Source organism: Stenotrophomonas sp. SMYL86, assembly GCF_036320025.1.
GTDB classification, from domain to species: Bacteria; Pseudomonadota; Gammaproteobacteria; order Xanthomonadales; family Xanthomonadaceae; genus Stenotrophomonas; species Stenotrophomonas maltophilia_A.
This window is the reverse complement of the sequence record NZ_JAWIRU010000007.1, coordinates 68,126-81,399: the sequence shown is the minus strand read 5'-3', so window position 1 is coordinate 81,399 and position 13,274 is coordinate 68,126. Positions and strand designations below refer to the sequence as shown.

Here is a 13,274-nt window from a genome sequence, read left to right as displayed (position 1 = left end):
ATTCCGCATCCCAGCCCGCCGATGGCGGGTTGGGATGCCCACGCATTCCTCCTATCCCCTGCGCCGTCGGCGCGCCCCCCCTTAACAAAGGGGGGCTCTTCTCCAGAGAGATCCCGGTGGTTTCCATCCACGCGTGGCGTGGATTTACCGTGTCGACCAAGGTCGACACCTGCCAACAGCCGAGTGAACCTGTCAGAGGCGGGGCGGTGTGGGGTGGCAGGACCGTTGGCGCCATGGATGGCGCCATCGAGCCCCCAAGGATGGGTTTACGGCGTGTCCTGCCAGGCCACACCGTCACGCCATCCCCCGGAATGCAGTTGTTGCCGTTGATGTTGCTGTTGCGGTGGCCGGCCAGCGGCCGGCACTACCGCGGGTGCCGGGCGCAGTCCGGCTCAGGCGCCGAAGCGCTCGTCGTCCATCGCCATCAGCGGGGCGGCGCCCGCCTGGATGGCGGCGGCGTGGCTGAGGGTGCGCGGCAGCACGCGGGCGAAGTAGAACCGTGCGGTCTCGCGCTTGCCCTGAGCGAAAGCGGCGCCATGCGCGCTGGCATCGGCGGCGGCCACGCTGCGGGCCCACCAGTAAGCCAGCACCACGTAACCCGAATAGAACAGGTAGTCGTAGCTGGCCGCGCCGAGTTCGTCCGGATTGGAAGCCGAACGCTGCAGCACATCCATGGTCAGCTTGCCCCATTCGGCGGCCTTGGCGCGCAGCGGGCCGATGAACTCGGCCAGCGCTTCGTTGCCCTCGTTGGCCTTGGCGAAGGCTTCGATCTCGGCCAGCATCAGCTTCAGGCCGGCGCCCTGGCTGGACGCGGTCTTGCGGCCGATCAGGTCCAGCGCCTGGATGCCGGTGGTGCCTTCATACAGCGTGGTGATGCGCGCATCGCGGGCCAGCTGCTCCATGCCGTGTTCGCGGATGTAGCCGTGGCCACCGAAGCACTGCAGGGCGTTGTAGGTGTTCTCGATGCCCCATTCGGTCTGGCAGGCCTTGGAGATCGGGGTCAGGAAGCTCACCAGGGTGTCGGCGCGCTCGCGCTCGGCGGCATCCTCGGCGTGGTGGGCGACGTCGATCAGGGTGGCGGCGTGCAGGGCCAGCAGGCGGCTGCCCTCGACCAGTGACTTCACCGTCAGCAGCATGCGGCGCACATCCGGATGGACCAGGATCGGGTCGGCCGGCTTGTCCGGGAACTTGGCGCCGCTCAGGGCGCGCGACTGCAGGCGCTCACGGCTGTACTTCAGTGCGTTCTGGTAGGCGCGCTCGGACAGGCCGATGCCCTGCAGGCCGACGCCCAGGCGCGCGGTGTTCATCATGGTGAACATGGCCTGCAGGCCCTTGTGCGGCTGGCCGACCAGGTAGCCCTGCGCACCATCGAAGTTCATCACGCAGGTGACCGACCCCTTGATGCCCATCTTGTGCTCGATCGAGCCGCAGCGCAGTGCGTTGCGCTCGCCGACGTTGCCTTCGCGGTCGACCTTGAACTTCGGGGTGACGAACAGCGAGATGCCCTTGGCACCCGGAGGGGCGTCGGGCAGCTTGGCCAGCACCAGGTGCACGATGTTGCCGGTCAGGTCGTGCTCGCCGGCAGTGATGAAGATCTTGGTGCCGGTGATCGAGTAGCTGCCATCGGCATTCGGCTCGGCCTTGGTCTTGAGCAGGCCCAGGTCGGTGCCGCAGTGCGGCTCGGTCAGGCACATGGTGCCGGTCCAGCGGCCCTCGATCAGCGGCTTCAGGAAGGCCTCGTGCTGCCAGGCCTCGCCGTGCTGCTTCAGCGCTTCGATGGCGCCGTGCGAGAGCAGCGGGAAGTTGCCCCACGCCAGGTTGGCGGCGTTGATCATCTCGTTGAGCGGCACGCCCAGGGTGTGCGGCAGGCCCTGGCCGCCCAGCTCCGGCGAGGCGGTCAGGCCAGTCCAGCCGCCATCGACGAACTGGTCGTAGGCCTGCTTGAAGCCGGGCGGGGTGGTCACTTCACCGGAGGCCTGGTCGAGTACGCAGCCGATCTCGTCGCCGACGCTGTTGAGCGGGGCCAGCACGGTGGCGCTGAAGCGGCCGGCTTCTTCCAGCACGGCATCGACCACGTCGGCGGTGGCGTCGGTGAAGCCCAGGCGGGCGAACAGGGGTTCGACCTTGAGCACATCGTGCAGGGCGAAACGGAGGTCGGAAAGCGGGGCGGTGTAGCTGCTCATCGGTACGTCTCGATTTGATCAGGGACAGGGGGAGCGGCGCCGGGCGCCGCGGCGGAAAGCGGGAGTCAGCGCAGCACGCCCGGCAGGCCCGGGGCCTGGTTGAGGGTGCTGCGGCTGCTGATGTCGAAGCTGCGCTGCTTCTTTTCCTGCGGCGTTGCTGCCACCGTTCCCTTCAGGCCATAGGCCAGGGTGCGGTTGCTGGCCAGCGCATCGGCCACCACCAGGCGTGCGGCCGAGCTGGGCACCAGATCGACCTGGATGACGTCGGCCGAGGTGCCGCCGATGGAAATGCCCGGCTTGGCCTGCAGGGTGCCGGCGTCGCTGTCGCCGACGGTCAGCGCCAGCGCGACGTCATCGAAAGTCATGGGCATGGAGCTGTAGTTCTGCAGGCGCAGGGCCACGGTCCAGTTGCCGTCGGCGCGCACGGTCAGCTGCTGCAGGCTGGCCGCCGGTTCCGAAACACGCTTGACGATGCCGTTGTTGCAGGCAACAAGGGCGAGGGTGCACAGGACGATCAAGGCGATACGGAAGCGGTGGAGCATGGGCGCAGGTCCTCTGGAGGGGTGCGTTGGATAAGCATACTACGGCGTATGGTCGTTTGGATCGCCTGTGGCGACCCGTCGCAGAGGGTAGCGCGTGAAGATGGCGGCCGGGCGTGCGCGGCGCCGGATGGCGCGCGCGTGGTGCGCCGGATGCGGCACGGTTCAGTCGGCGGGCGTATCGCGAATCGGAGCCATCAGGCGCAGTGGGCCGAGGTCGTAGCCCATCGTCTCGGCTTTCTCTTTCAACTGTTCGAACCGGGTGCGATCCATTTCCGGCAGGCGCGAGAGGATCCACAGGTACTTACGGTCCGGCTCACCGACCAACGCCCACTGATAGTCCGGGTCCAGTGCCAGGACCCAGTAGTCGGCCCAGACCAGCGGCACCCAGCTCAGCCAGTCCGGCACGAAGCGCACCTGCAACTGGCCTGGATGGCCGGCAACCGGGCGTGCAACGCCTTCAGCAACCACGCGTTCTCCGTCGCCGTTGCGGCAGGCATTGGTGACACTGATGCGGCCATCGCGGCGCAGCCCGTAGTTGGCGGTGATCTCGCCGACGCACTGCTTCTGGAACGACACCGGAAGATGCGCGATCTCGTGCCACTGGCCTGCGTAGCGGTCGATGTCCAGCGTGTCGACTGCGCGCACCGGTTCGGCGGCGATCACCGGGGAGGCGGCCAGCAGCAAGCAGGCGAGCAGGGCGGGGCGCAGAGGCATCGGCAGGCTCCAGGCAGGAGTCCTGAGCTTAGGCGAGCGGCCACGGGCGCGTGTAAAGGTTCCATGCGCCGGCACCATTGCCGTCGTCAGTTGCGGCTACTGCTCGAACGGGCGTTGACTGCGCTCGTCGCCGTCAAAGGTAAGTGTCCGCGTATGCAACGTGCCGCTGCCCATATCCCATTTGAAGGTGTCCAGCCCTCCGCCGCCAGTTCCCTTGGAATGCAGGCGTACTGCGCCGCGGGTCAGATTGTCGGTCAGCAGCAGTTGCGCGGAGCCGTCGGCGTCCACACGGAGTCCGGCCCGGTCCCGCCACCGGTCCTCGCCCTGTCCCTTCGGGGCGTCCAGAGCAAGAGCGACGCTGTTGTCCTCGAACGTGCTCAGGCCGCCTCGCTCGGCGCCGGAAGCGTCGAAAATCAGGATGCCGGCAGCGCGGCTTCGTCGCCCTTCTTCTACGCTGTCCTGGCCAATCTCCACCCGTACCACGCCGTGCTCGTCGAGTACCTGCAGCTGCCGCGTGCTCAAATGATCGACGTGTAATGGGGCATCGCGCTGCGAAAGCAGCCAGGCCGTGACTGCGGCCAAGCCAAGCAACAATACGGACAGCCCGGCAACCAGCCATTGCAGGCGACGCAGCGATTGCCGTAGTTGGGACAGGGAAGGGGTGTCATCCATGTCATCAGTGCTCCATGCAGTGAACCAAGGACGGTACTACAGAGACGGCAGGCACGATCGCGCAAAAAAAAAGACCTGCATTTCTGCAGGTCTCTGAAGATGGTGGCCGAAGACGGAATCGAACCGCCGACACGGGGATTTTCAATCCCCTGCTCTACCAACTGAGCTACTCGGCCAAATTGTGTGGCAACCGTGATCAAACCCGGTTTCCGGAAAAAAAAGACCCGCATTTCTGCAGGCCTTCGAAAGTGGTGGCCGAAGACGGAATCGAACCGCCGACACGGGGATTTTCAATCCCCTGCTCTACCAACTGAGCTACTCGGCCACATGTTTCGTTGCAGCGAGGTCGCTGCCAAGGACGCGTATATTACGGAGGTCGGCTGCCTTCGGCAAGCGTTTTGCCAAGATTTCTTCACATTGCCGTCTGCGCGCTCGCAAGTGCTTGATCCTCCGTTCTGGGGCGGGGCGTGGCCAGTCGATCATCGTCTGCGGTGGAAATCAGCAGATCGCCGCGATCGCCAAAGCTGCAAGGGCAAGGGCTGCGCCGGACCTGCGCCGGTCCGGGCGATGGAACGCTGTTTTCGTGGCCGCCATCGGGGATGGCTGCGGCGTAGTGTCGGCACTCCTTTCCTGATGCTGGCAACAGCAGAGACCTGGCCATGTCCGATCCCTCGACCACCTCCCGCATCGTGCTTGCGTCGCGTCCGCAGGGGGCGCCAAGTGCAGCCAACTTCCGCCTGGAACAGGTTGCGTTGCCGTCATTGGCCGATGGCGAGGTGCTGCTGCGCAACCGCTACCTGTCGCTGGACCCGTACATGCGTGGACGCATGGACGAGGGCCCCTCGTATGCCGCGCCGGTGGCGGTGGGCGCGGTGATGGAAGGGCAGACCGTGGCCGAGGTGCTGCAGTCCAACGCCGAGGGAGTAGCCGCAGGTGAGCTGGTGCTGGCGCCGGGGGGCTGGCAGACCCACGCGGTGCTGCCGGCCAAGGCACTGGGGCGCCGCCTGGACCCGGCCGGACTGCCGCTGAGTACCGCGCTGGGCGTGTATGGCATGCCCGGCTTCACCGCCTATTCCAGCCTGCATGAAATCGCCCGTTTGAAGCCGGGCGAGACGCTGGTGGTGGCTGCCGCGACCGGGCCGGTGGGCGCGACCGTGGCCCAGCTGGCCAAGCTGCAGGGCGCGCGCGTGGTCGCCATCGCCGGCGGCGAAGCCAAGCGTGCCTATCTGCAGACGCTGGGCGTGGACGTGGCGCTGGATCATCGCGCCGCTGATTTCGCCGCGCAGCTGCGTGCGGCGGTGCCCAGGGGTATCGACGTGTATTTCGAGAACGTAGGCGGGCACGTGCTGGATGCAGTGCTGCCGCTGCTCAACGACTTCGCCCGCATTCCGGTGTGCGGCACCATCGCCACCTACAACGAGCGGGGCGTCGAGCAGCCCGGCCCGGACCGGTTGCCCGCACTGTTCAGCCAGATCCTGCGCCAGCGCCTGACCGTGCGTGGTTTCATCGTGCACGACTTCAACCACCTGTGGCCGGAGTTCGAACGCGAGATGCCGCAATGGCTGCGCGACGGCCGCGTCCAGTACCGCGAGGATGTGGTGGAAGGGCTGGAGAATGCGCCGGATGCGTTCTTCGGGCTGTTGCAGGGGCGCAACTTCGGCAAGCTGGTGGTGAAGCTGGATTGAGGCCTTGGCGGTGTGCCGACCAAGGTCGGCACCTACGGGAAGCTGGGTGTGCCGACCAAGGTCGGCACCCACTTCAGGCAGTCGAGGCCTTTTCCCGGCGCAGCAGTTCGCGCTTGCGCGCTACGCCCCAGGCATAGCCGGACAGGTCGCCATCGCGGCGCACCACGCGGTGGCAGGGCACGGCCACCGCCAACGGATTGCTTGCGCATGCGCGTGCGACGGCACGGCTCGAGCGCGGCGCGCCGATACGCGCGGCGATATCCGCATACGAGGCAGTCTGCCCGCGCGGAATCTGCTGCAGTGCCTGCCACACCCGTTGCTGGAACGCGGTGCCACGGATATCCAGCGGCAGCGTGGCGCCTCGCGAAGGATCCTCGACCAGGCCTACGACCTGTGCCACCAGTTGCTCGTAGCCCTGGTCGGCGCCGACCAGTTCGGCTTGGCGGAAGCGTTGCTGCAACGACTGCAGCAGTGTCTCCGGATCGTCGCCGAGCAGGATCGCGACCACGCCGGTCCCGCTGCTGGCCACCAGCACGCTGCCCAGTGAGCTTTCGGCAAGCGCGAAGTGGATGACTTCGCCGCGCCCCCCTGCGCGCCATTGCTTGGGCGTCATGCCCAGCAATTTCGGTGCGTTCTCGTAGAAGCGTCCACTGGAACCGAAGCCAGCATCGTGGAAGGCGTCGGTGATGCGTTCCTGTTGTTCCAGCCCAGTGCGCAGGCGGTCGGCGCGCAGCGCGGCGGCGTACTGCTTGGGGGTCAGCCCGGTGGACTGCTTGAACAGGCGATGCAAGCGCGTCGGGCTGCAGCCAGCGATATCGGCCAGTTGCTGCAGCGAGGGTTCGTCGAGGCTGGTCTGCAGGTGGCGGCAGACCCGTTCGATGCGGTCATCGAGGGCGGTGGTGGCGGTACTGTCCATGGCCGGATTCTGGCACGTGCCGGTGCTGCGGAAACTCCGTTTCCTGCACTCACCTGTGAGGCCCGGAAACGGAGTGTTGGCGGGCCGAAGGCACGGCATCGTGGCGGCCACTTCACAACCGGTACCACGACCATGCGCCTGAACAACAAGATTGCTCTCATCACCGGTGCCAGCGCCGGTATCGGCCGCGCCAGCGCGCTGCGCTTCGCTGCCGAAGGAGCAAAGCTGGTGCTCAACGCACGGCGGCCGGAGCCGCTGCAGGCGCTGGCCGAGCAGATTCGCGCTGCCGGTGGCGAAGCCGTGGTGCACGCCGCCGACGTGGCCAACCCGGGCACGGCGCAGGCGCTGGTCGATCTGGCCCAGCAGTCATTCGGCGGCCTGGACATCGCGCTCAACAATGCCGGCATGCTCGGCCCGGGCGTGCCGGCGGCGGAGTTTCCGGTGGATGCCTGGCGCGAGGTGATGGCCACCAATCTCGACGCCGCCTTCCATGCGGCACGCGCGCAGCTGCCGGCACTGCTGGCGCGCGGCGGCGGCTCGCTGGTGTTCGTCGGTACCTTCGTCGGCCACACCGTGGGATTCCCGGGCATGGCGGCCTATGCGTCAAGCAAGGCCGGGGTGATCGGCCTGAGCCAGGTGATCGCTGCCGAATACGGTGCGCGCGGTGTGCGCAGCAACGTACTGCTGCCCGGTGGCACCGATACGGAGATGGGCCGGCAGGCCGCACCGACCGGCGATGCCCGCGACTTCGTGCGCTCGCTGCACGCACTCAAGCGCCTCGCCGAGCCGGAGGAGATCGCCAATGCGGCGCTGTTCCTGGCCAGCGATGAGAGCAGTTTCGTTACGGGCACCGCGATGCGCGTGGAGGGTGGGGTGTCGATCACCCGTACCTGAGCGCGGTCACGTGCGTGGTGAGTAGCGAATGCCGCTGCTGGCCATGAAGCCTTTCGGATCGAAACGGGCCCAGGCTTCGCCCCAGTTGAACCGGGCGCAGCCGCCGGCCAGTTTTCGCCCCAATGCCGTGGCCAAGGTGCGGCGCATGAACGCGACTTCGGCATCGATCGCTGCCTGGGTTGGCCAGCCGTCTTCCAGTGTTGCACCGGGTAGATCGACGCCCATCGTCACCATGTCGAGCTGTTGCCCGTGGAAGCACAGGCTGATGCCAGCGGGCGCACCACCCAGGCTGAGCCGGTGCAGGCTGAGCCAGTGATAGCCGGTGCCGACGTCGTGCTCCCCTCGCACCAGCGTGGCGAACGCGATACGCGCCTCATCCCGTGACAGGGTGGGGCCGATCAGTGTCGGCAGATTGCCGAGCTGGATGCTGCCGTCGGTCGCATCGAGGCGCATCGGCACGGCGTGTGCTGCGTGCTGGGCAGAAGAGGGCATGGCATACCGGTGGGCGTGGTGCCTCGGATTCTGGCTGCACGGGGGCCGCAGCGGCAAGCCAGTGCCTGCACATGACGTTGGCACAGGACTGACCTGTGGCTTACCCGGCAACCTCTAGCGTGATGGGCAACGTTGGCGTTCCGCCGGCGAGGGAGATTTCAATGAACGAGCGAGGCAAGGATCAGGACCCGAAGCAGGGCATCCAGGAAAGCCGCCAGGACAGGAAGCAGGACGACGTGGCCAAGCAGCGGCCGGGGCAGCGCGATCAACAGGTGCGCGATACGCACTCGCGCAGCCCGCAGCGCAAGGACGGCGGCGAGGAGCCGGCCTGAGCCGCGGGCGCTGAAAAGAAAAAACCCGCAGATCACGGAGATCTACGGGTTCTTCTGAATAGTGGTGGAGCCAAGGGGAATCCCGTTAAACGGCAATCCCCTTGTGCTGCAATGGTTCCGGCGCGCTGGATTGATTGGATGCCCCCAGATGTGCCCCCGCATCATGCGGCACTGGGTAGGCCGCGCCCATCTACGTTCCTTGCGTTCATTTTTGACAGAATCCACGCGTCAATTTCGTCCTCAGACCAAGCCGAGCAGTTGCCGCCGAGGTCGATTTGCGCAGGAAACTCGCCCCGGCGAATTCGGTCATAGATCGTGTTCTTGGCCAGGCCGGTGCGCGCGCTGACCTCCTTCAGACGAATCAGCTTAGGGGCTCGAGGTGTGGGGGAAGCGAAGTCGCTCATGGTTTCTCCTTCAACGGTTGGCCAGCGCCGCGCGCTGGTTCTTCGGTTTGCGCTCGGCCAGACCGAGCTGGAACTGCAGCACGTTGTCGGTCGCCTCAGGTGCAGCGGCCAGGCGCGCGCTGCGCGCGGGGCGGTTCAGGCGGCGCCACGCCTCAATGGCCTTCTCCGGATCGGCATGCTTGCTGGTCGACCTGCAGGCGCACTCAACCAGGTGGCCACCGCCGGCGGACGCGCAGCGCTTGTCGTGGATGTGGCGCGCGCGGTGGCCAGCGGCGCAGTTCGGCAACCCTTCCGGGTGGCTGATATGTTCCTGGGTCATGGCTTGTTGCACTCCTCGATGTGGGCTTCGAGCTTTTCGATCAGGAAGGTGGCTTCGGTGGCCCTGCGGCGGCGTTCGTGCGTGCTGACCGGCGCAGGGCCGGCGTCCCGGATCCACTTGAGCGGCTCAAGGAGCCAGCTCGCCTCTACCGGGAGCCGGGTGCGCGGGTCGACTTTCTGGATCAGCGGCTCACAATCCGGCCCGGCCCAATCCTCGCTGTCGCCGCAGCGGACGCACACGCGCCCTCGGAATTCGTGCAGCTTCTCCGGTTGGATCACGCGCGGGGTTTCGAATAGGGCGCGGACAACGAGCCCACGCTGGTGGGCGGCGTACACGTGCCCTGCATCGGCCTGGACCCAACAGCCTGGCGCGAAGTCGTCCTTGCGCCGGTACTCCCAGCGCACGGGCTGCGCGCTGTAGAGCGCTTTCAGGAGGGTGTCGGCCCAAGCGTGCACCTGGTTGGCGGCAACGGCGCCGCCGGCGGGATCGACACGCCGCATGGCAGCGACGACCGCAGCGACAGGCGACGATGCTTTGGTGGCCTCGACAACGGTGGCCGGGGAAATGGGCAGTGGTGCGGTCATACGAACAGGTCCAGTTGGGCCGGCAGTGCCGGCGGCGAGGGTGGGGCAGCGACGGCCAAAGGCGCGGGCCTCACGCGGATCAGGCACTCACCCTCGCCACGCATCTGCCACGGTCTGCCGGCGATGGGCACAAGGTCGTGGTAGCCACCACCACCGCCCACCCGGTCCTTGACCTTGACCTGGTAGTAGTCGCGGCCACCGAACTGCGTGTGGTGCCCGGCGCGTGGCTGCACCGAAACGACAGTGAAAATCGGGATCAAACGATGCCACTCACTGGCCCGCACTTCGTCTTCGTATTGCCACGAGCCATCCAGATGGCGGTCCATCGAGAGAACCTGGTCACCCACCGCGAAAGGCTCCAGGCTATCGACATCGCCGTGTGCCGACTTGTGGACCGGAGGGAAAAAGTCGCGGATGGCGAAGAAAAGCCCGCGGCCGTTCGCGTCAGTGAATTCGGCAATGGGGAAGTAGGCAACAGCGATGCCGCCTTCCCGCAGCAGGTAGAAGGCGGTGCCGCACGTGGTCGGCCCAGCCGCCTCATGCTTCCGCAGCGACTGGCGCGACCAGCCGCTTTCCAGCAGGTCGAGGACGACACGCTCTGCGAGATCCATTCCGATCTCCCGATGCATCACGCGTTCGCGCTGGTCGAACACGTGGACCATTGCAGCGGTGAGCAGCTGGTCAGCCATTGCCCGCCGCCTCGCTATCGACCAGATACATCTCGTGCGCAACGCGGTTGTCGGCCGTTTCCGTGCGCTCGTCGCGGTACTTAGCGCAATCGAGCCATGTCTCCATATCGGCGCGGCTGGGCTTGTGCGCTTTGGTAAAGAAGGTGTAGCCACCGCAGCACTGATAGCCATGCCAGCCACCGGCATGCGGTTCCAGGCGGATGGCGAGCGCGGACGCGCCGTCGCCGTATCGAACCAGGTCGCCCTCGCGCGGCCAGGCGTCGGTGGCGGCGGGATCACCCGGCAGCGGAGTGTCGAAATGCAGGGCGTTCTTTGCCTCCTGCTTGGCGCGGATCTTCGCCATCACGTCGGGCTGGTTGATGCGAGCCAGCTCTGCATCACCAGCTGCGTGCATGTCGATGCCCCCCACCCAGCAGTAGCCGGCAAGGGTGACCATGACGCCGCCGACTTCCTGCGCAGGCTCGCCGACCGGGCGACCGAACACGTAGTCGACCAGCGTGGGCACGCGCGCCCTGTCGTAGCCGTGGGCCTGCAGCAGCTCCAGCACCTCTTCCAGCAGGCGGTCGCCGCGCTCGGTCATGTTGCTGTAGAGCGATGGGAGGAAGCACTGGCCCATCCATTCGGCCACGCCAGCCTGGAAGCTCGGCCCCAGGTCCACGGCCTGCGCGGGCGGGGCGGTGTAGAGCGGCATGTCGAACAGGCCGCCCTTTTCGATGCGCGCCGGAATGCGAGCCCCGAAGGACGAAGTACCGTTGCGGAATTCTTCCAGCTGACCAGGATTCACCCAAGCCACCGGCTCCCCCACCGGCTGGCGGGCGGCATCAACATCCAGTTCTCCGGAATTTCCGGACGGCTGATTTGATGCCACCGGCTGGCTGGCCACAACGGTACAGGTTCGATCCTGCCCATCACGGAAACCTTGCTGATAGGCGTCGGCTTCGGACACCGGCTGGCGGGCGGCGAGCAGTGCGCGCAGCGTTTCCGCGCTCATGATCACCGGGCAGACAAGCGACTCAGGGAAGTCGTGCCCGTCCCCCTGCCAATGCCAAACCTCGCCATTGCGTATCTGCAGCGGCAGCGCGGCACGCTCGCGTAGGCCCGCCAGCACGTAGTCGCTGACCCATGTGTGCCCTTCGTACACCGGCTGGCGGGCGGCGATGGCGGCCACGGCGGCGCGCACTGCAGCACGGCGCGCGATGCCTTCAAACTGCAGCCCCTCTGCGCCAGCCGAATAGGCATCGGCCAAGATCATGTCGACCTCAGGCCAAGGCCCATCCCCCTGACCGGCCGGGGAGGGCTGGGCGGAGAGGGCGGCTTGCCATGCTGCCCATGCGATTTCGTAGGGGAATGCGGAGCCTTCAAGCGGGCGAGCGGCATCCAACCACGCTTTGAACCTACCGCGTTCTTGCAAGCTGTATTTGTCTTGGGCGCTCACTTGGAAATCTCCTTCGCAGAGTCGATGATTCGGATCAGCTCGCCGCTCTGCCGGATGAAATCTCGGCGTGGATCGGTCTCGGGCAGCTGAATCGCCTGCCATGCAGCGAAACCAATCAGGTCCTTGAACCTGGACAGGTCCTCAATCGGGAATGGCTTCTCGTAATAGGCAGTGAGCGGCCGCGCATAGCAGAAGGATTCCTCTACTGCACGATCAGGGTCTCGCGTGAAGAACTGAATGTTGGCGTTCTCGGCGAACTGAACCCACAGTGCTGCGCGCTGCTCACGCACTGGCTGGCTAGCGGGGATGACGGCAACGGCTGCACGCGCCAGATCCATCCAACCCTCAACCTCGATGGGCGAACAGTCGGCCCAGGTCCAACCCGATTGCGCCTGCTCCGAAGCCTGCATGGCCTTCGCAACTCGCTCGATCGTTTGCTGGTCGTGGGTAGGGGCTGCATCCCCCAGCCTCACCCTCCCACCGGGCCGCACGTCCGCCAGGGTGGCGCGCGCTGCAGGCGGGTTGGGGGCGTCGACCGGGCCCATCGCGTCATAGGGTTCACGGACGGGGGAGGTGTTCTTCTCGGTGGTCATACGCTTTTCTCCAGCAGGAAGTTGGTGTCGATCTGCCAGCCGGCCTCGCGGGCCCCGAGCAGGCGCAGTTCGTTGGTGTCGAACTCGTCCAGGCCGAGCATCTTCGCGGCCAGCTCGATGTGCTTCGGCGAGATGGGTCGGTCGCGGTAGAACAGGTCGTAGACGTTGTGCTTTGAGCAGCCCCACACGTCGGCCAGGTCCTGCATGCGCTTCCCTTCTTCCAGAAGGTGGCGCTTCAGGTGCGAGCGCACGCTGTCGATCGAGCGGGGGATGCGGATAGGACGGCCGCCGGCGGCCATGCCGTTGTTGGCGTGCTGGCGTCGGATGCGGGTGATCTCAGCCATGATTCTCTCCAGTCAGTTCGGCGCGCAGCTGCTCAACGCGCGTGCGCCAGTAGTCGATGGTTTCGTCGCTGCTGCTGCGCAGCGTTTCGTGGTGCCCGAGGGCAGTTGCGGCGGTTACCAGGTCGGCGACAAGACTGGGCCGGGTGGTGCTGGTGCTGCCGCCGGCGCGCAGCTCGGCCACCTCGGCCTGCAGCTGCTCGATGTTGTCGTTCGCCTGGGCCAGCCACTGCCGATAGGCGTCCTTCGTCGGCTGCCGCATGCGAGACGGAACGCCCGGATCCTTCGGCGCCGGCACCAGCACCAGGCCGCTCACCCCCGGGCCTCGCGGCGGGCTTCGGCCAAGATCTCGCGCAGGTCGTCCTGCACCTTGCGGTCCTCGCCTTGGGCGACAGCGGCGGCCAGGGCGCGCTCCAGCGCGTAGACCCGGTCGTTTGGATGGATGTAGGTCATGGCAGAATCGGCTCCAGGACAAAGGG

General features: G+C 66.6%; 18 protein-coding genes and 2 tRNA genes. 3 read left to right on the top strand and 17 right to left on the bottom strand.

Going from position 1 to position 13,274, the window contains the following annotated elements:
- Nucleotides 1-392 precede the first annotated feature (392 nt).
- The 6 genes from V3B64_RS09895 to V3B64_RS09870 form a co-directional block, all read right to left on the bottom strand.
- Nucleotides 393-2,183 (bottom strand): acyl-CoA dehydrogenase C-terminal domain-containing protein, encoded by a 1,791-nt coding sequence (locus V3B64_RS09895; protein ID WP_329914081.1) that lies wholly within the window; start codon nt 2,181-2,183, stop codon nt 393-395.
- Between the two features lie 65 nt (nt 2,184-2,248).
- Nucleotides 2,249-2,725, bottom strand: a complete 477-nt coding sequence (locus V3B64_RS09890) for an LEA type 2 family protein (protein WP_049401709.1) — start codon at nt 2,723-2,725, stop codon at nt 2,249-2,251.
- A 162-nt stretch (nt 2,726-2,887) separates the two neighbouring features.
- Nucleotides 2,888-3,439, bottom strand: a complete 552-nt coding sequence (locus tag V3B64_RS09885; protein WP_329914080.1) for a lipocalin family protein — start codon at nt 3,437-3,439, stop codon at nt 2,888-2,890.
- Between the two features lie 96 nt (nt 3,440-3,535).
- On the bottom strand, nt 3,536-4,111 hold the full coding sequence (locus V3B64_RS09880) for a hypothetical protein (RefSeq protein WP_107432594.1): 576 nt from the start codon (nt 4,109-4,111) through the stop codon (nt 3,536-3,538).
- Nucleotides 4,112-4,211: 100 nt separating this feature from the next.
- A tRNA-Phe gene (locus tag V3B64_RS09875) sits at nt 4,212-4,287 on the bottom strand.
- Nucleotides 4,288-4,360: 73 nt separating this feature from the next.
- A tRNA-Phe gene (locus tag V3B64_RS09870) sits at nt 4,361-4,436 on the bottom strand.
- Between the two features lie 334 nt (nt 4,437-4,770).
- Between V3B64_RS09870 and V3B64_RS09865 the strand changes: the two genes are divergently transcribed.
- A complete protein-coding gene (locus V3B64_RS09865; protein ID WP_285302356.1) occupies nt 4,771-5,796 on the top strand; it encodes an NADP-dependent oxidoreductase in 1,026 nt (341 codons plus the stop codon).
- 73 nt (nt 5,797-5,869) lie between these two features.
- Here V3B64_RS09865 and V3B64_RS09860 read toward each other — a convergent pair whose 3' ends face one another.
- Nucleotides 5,870-6,712, bottom strand: a complete 843-nt coding sequence (locus V3B64_RS09860; protein ID WP_329914079.1) for a methylated-DNA--[protein]-cysteine S-methyltransferase — start codon at nt 6,710-6,712, stop codon at nt 5,870-5,872.
- Between the two features lie 132 nt (nt 6,713-6,844).
- Between V3B64_RS09860 and V3B64_RS09855 the strand changes: the two genes are divergently transcribed.
- Nucleotides 6,845-7,606: an SDR family oxidoreductase gene (locus V3B64_RS09855; protein WP_285302358.1), complete on the top strand. Its 762-nt coding sequence runs from the start codon at nt 6,845-6,847 to the stop codon at nt 7,604-7,606.
- Nucleotides 7,607-7,612: 6 nt separating this feature from the next.
- Here the strand turns inward: V3B64_RS09855 and V3B64_RS09850 are convergent, their stop codons facing one another.
- On the bottom strand, nt 7,613-8,098 hold the full coding sequence (locus tag V3B64_RS09850) for a hypothetical protein (protein WP_121504548.1): 486 nt from the start codon (nt 8,096-8,098) through the stop codon (nt 7,613-7,615).
- 161 nt (nt 8,099-8,259) lie between these two features.
- Between V3B64_RS09850 and V3B64_RS09845 the strand changes: the two genes are divergently transcribed.
- Nucleotides 8,260-8,430, top strand: a complete 171-nt coding sequence (locus tag V3B64_RS09845; RefSeq protein ID WP_165929940.1) for a hypothetical protein — start codon at nt 8,260-8,262, stop codon at nt 8,428-8,430.
- Between the two features lie 161 nt (nt 8,431-8,591).
- On the opposite strand, the gene V3B64_RS09840 is transcribed toward V3B64_RS09845, so the two are convergent.
- Genes V3B64_RS09840 through V3B64_RS09800 form a run of 9 tightly spaced genes read right to left on the bottom strand, consistent with a single transcriptional unit; the run spans nt 8,592 to nt 13,248 of the window.
- On the bottom strand, nt 8,592-8,834 hold the full coding sequence (locus V3B64_RS09840; protein ID WP_329914078.1) for an AlpA family transcriptional regulator: 243 nt from the start codon (nt 8,832-8,834) through the stop codon (nt 8,592-8,594).
- 10 nt (nt 8,835-8,844) lie between these two features.
- A complete protein-coding gene (locus V3B64_RS09835; RefSeq protein ID WP_329914077.1) occupies nt 8,845-9,153 on the bottom strand; it encodes a hypothetical protein in 309 nt (102 codons plus the stop codon).
- Nucleotides 9,150-9,737, bottom strand: coding sequence for a hypothetical protein (locus V3B64_RS09830; protein WP_329914076.1), 588 nt, complete (start codon nt 9,735-9,737; stop codon nt 9,150-9,152). The genes V3B64_RS09835 and V3B64_RS09830 overlap by 4 nt, the downstream gene beginning before the upstream one ends.
- A complete protein-coding gene (locus V3B64_RS09825; protein ID WP_329914075.1) occupies nt 9,734-10,426 on the bottom strand; it encodes a hypothetical protein in 693 nt (230 codons plus the stop codon). The genes V3B64_RS09830 and V3B64_RS09825 overlap by 4 nt, the downstream gene beginning before the upstream one ends.
- Nucleotides 10,419-11,861 carry a hypothetical protein gene (locus V3B64_RS09820; RefSeq protein ID WP_329914074.1) on the bottom strand — a complete coding sequence of 481 codons (1,443 nt, stop codon included), beginning with the start codon at nt 11,859-11,861 and terminating at the stop codon, nt 10,419-10,421. Before V3B64_RS09820 ends, V3B64_RS09825 begins: the two co-directional genes overlap by 8 nt.
- A complete protein-coding gene (locus V3B64_RS09815; RefSeq protein ID WP_329914073.1) occupies nt 11,858-12,454 on the bottom strand; it encodes a hypothetical protein in 597 nt (198 codons plus the stop codon). The genes V3B64_RS09820 and V3B64_RS09815 overlap by 4 nt, the downstream gene beginning before the upstream one ends.
- Nucleotides 12,451-12,798, bottom strand: coding sequence for a hypothetical protein (locus V3B64_RS09810; protein ID WP_329914072.1), 348 nt, complete (start codon nt 12,796-12,798; stop codon nt 12,451-12,453). The genes V3B64_RS09815 and V3B64_RS09810 overlap by 4 nt, the downstream gene beginning before the upstream one ends.
- Nucleotides 12,791-13,111: a hypothetical protein gene (locus V3B64_RS09805; RefSeq protein WP_329914071.1), complete on the bottom strand. Its 321-nt coding sequence runs from the start codon at nt 13,109-13,111 to the stop codon at nt 12,791-12,793. Before V3B64_RS09805 ends, V3B64_RS09810 begins: the two co-directional genes overlap by 8 nt.
- A complete protein-coding gene (locus V3B64_RS09800) occupies nt 13,108-13,248 on the bottom strand; it encodes a hypothetical protein (protein ID WP_154583161.1) in 141 nt (46 codons plus the stop codon). The genes V3B64_RS09805 and V3B64_RS09800 overlap by 4 nt, the downstream gene beginning before the upstream one ends.
- Nucleotides 13,249-13,274: the final 26 nt, after the last annotated feature.